Source organism: Micromonospora sp. NPDC048894 (genome assembly GCF_040649765.1).
GTDB lineage: Bacteria > Actinomycetota > Actinomycetes > Mycobacteriales > Micromonosporaceae > Micromonospora > Micromonospora antibiotica.
Window position 1 is genome coordinate 276474 of sequence record NZ_JBEZFY010000002.1, and the last position, 2112, is coordinate 278585.

Annotated in this window: 1 protein-coding gene; it reads left to right on the forward strand. The window is 73.3% G+C overall.

Annotated features, from left to right (window positions below):
• Positions 1–84: 84 nt before the first annotated feature.
• Complete coding sequence (locus AB0C22_RS05105; RefSeq protein WP_219461759.1) at positions 85–2100, forward strand: phage tail sheath C-terminal domain-containing protein; 2016 nt, start codon at positions 85–87, stop codon at positions 2098–2100.
• The last annotated feature ends 12 nt before the right edge of the window (positions 2101–2112 follow it).

A 2112-nucleotide genomic window follows, 5' to 3' on the forward strand; every position in this document is an offset into this window, starting at 1 on the left:
ACGTAGTCGGGTGCCCGCTAGAGGTGGGTACGGCATGAGCGGAGGGTGACAACAGCCGACCCGCCACTGCGAGACGAGGTAGTCATGCCCGTCACTCCGAGCTATCCCGGCGTGTACATCGAGGAAGTCGCGAGTTCCGTCCGCCCCGTCATCGGCGTGGCGACCGGGGTGACCGCCTTCGTGGGATACGTCCGGACCGGACCGGAGCACCGGGCCGTCCGGGTGAACACCTTCGGCGAGTTCGAACGCCGGTTCGGCGGGGCCGACCGGGACTCCGAACTCAGCCTGGCCGTGCAGCAGTTCTTCCGCAACGGCGGGGCCGCCGCCCTGGTCGTGCGGGTGCCCCGCGTCGACGCCCGGGCCGCCTCGGTGACCCTGCTGGACAAGGTCGGCGCCGGGGCGAAGTCCGCGCTGCTGCTGGACGCGACGAGCACCGGAGCGTGGGGCAGCGGACTACTCGTCGACGTCGACCACGACGGGGCCGCCGACGCCACGTCGTTCAACCTGACCGTCACCGACACCGCCACCGGCGACACCGAACGGTTCACCGGTCTGTCCGCCGACCCGACCAGCGCCGCGTACGCGGTGGCCCTGCTCAACGACCCGGACCGGGGTTCGGCGCTGGTCCGGGCACGGGCCGGGGCCGCCGGGGCGGGACGACCGGTACCCAGCGGCACGGTCGGCGCGGCGCTCGGCACGCCCACGGTGGACGCCGCCAAGAACTACCGGCTCACCGTGCAGCCCGACCGGCCCACCAAACCGGACCCGAACGACCCCGCCAAGACCGTGCCGGCGGTCGCCCCGGTGACCGTCACCGTGCTGACCAAGGGCGAGCGGCTGCCGTCCTCCCCGGCCGGGGTGGCCGCGCTGCTGCAGCGGAAGGTCAACACGGCGCTCGGCGCCGCCGACGGCGCGGCCGGCCTGCGGGTCCGGGTGGTACCCACCGCCGCCGGTGGGCTGCGCGTCCTCGGCGACGTGGACGCGTTGGTCGCCCCGGCGGCCGTGGACGCCGCCTTCACCGTCGCGGGGGTCACCCCCGCCGGTGACGTGGCCGACGGCGCGGCCCTGCTGGGCCTGTCAGGTGCTGCCACCAACGTCGGCCGGATCAGCCCGGTCGGCGTCAAGCGGCTCGGGCAGGGCGACCTGGTCACCGGTTCCGACGGCACCACCCTGCCCGGCACCGGCGCGCTGATCGGCAGCGAGGCCGCCTACACCGGCATCTACGCGCTGCTCAAAACCGACCTGTTCAACCTGCTCTGCATCCCCGACGCCACCCGCGCCAAGCACGGCGACCCCGGCGTCGTCGACAGCGGGCTGGACCCGGAGGCGGTCTGGTCGGCCGCCTACGACGTCTGCGAACGGCGGCGGGCGGTCCTGCTGGTCGACCCGCCGCCGGGAGTGGACGACCCGGACCGCGCCCTGGACTGGATCAACCAACTCGGGGTCAAGGGCCCCAACGCGGTGGCCCACTTCCCCCGGCTGCGCATTCCCGACCCCACCGACGGCTTCCGACCCCGCACCGTCGCCCCCGGCGGCACCCTCGCCGGCCTGTACGCCCGCCAGGACACCGAACGGGGCGTGTGGAAGGCACCGGCCGGCACCGAGGCACAGCTGCGGGGGGTGACCAGCCTGGTCTATCCGCTGACCGACGCCGAGAACGGTGTGCTCAACCCGTTGGGGCTCAACTGCCTGCGCACCTTCCCGGTGACCGGCACCGTCAACTGGGGCGCCCGCACCACCGCCGGCGCGGACGTGCTGGCCAGCCAGTGGAAGTACACCCCGGTCCGACGGCTCGCGCTCTATGTCGAGGAGAGCGTCTTCCGGGGCACCCAGTGGGCCGTCTTCGAGCCCAACGACGAGCCGTTGTGGTCACAGCTGCGGCTGAACCTGACGTCGTTCATGCAGGACCTGTTCCGCAAGGGCGCGTTCGCCGGGCGCACGCCGCGCGAGGCGTACCTGGTGCGGTGCGACGCGGAGACCACCACCAGCGACGACCGGGACCGCGGCGTGGTCAACGTGGTCGTCGGGTTCGCCCCGCTCAAACCCGCCGAGTTCGTGATCGTGCGGATCCAGCAGCTCGCCGGCCAGAGCCCGTCCTGAGAGGTGTGAGTC

Bases quoted from the DNA above. Each gene is read 5' to 3' on its own strand.
- AB0C22_RS05105 (WP_219461759.1), top strand. From the start codon at position 85: ATGCCCGTCACTCCGAGCTATCCCGGCGTGTACATCGAGGAAGTCGCG.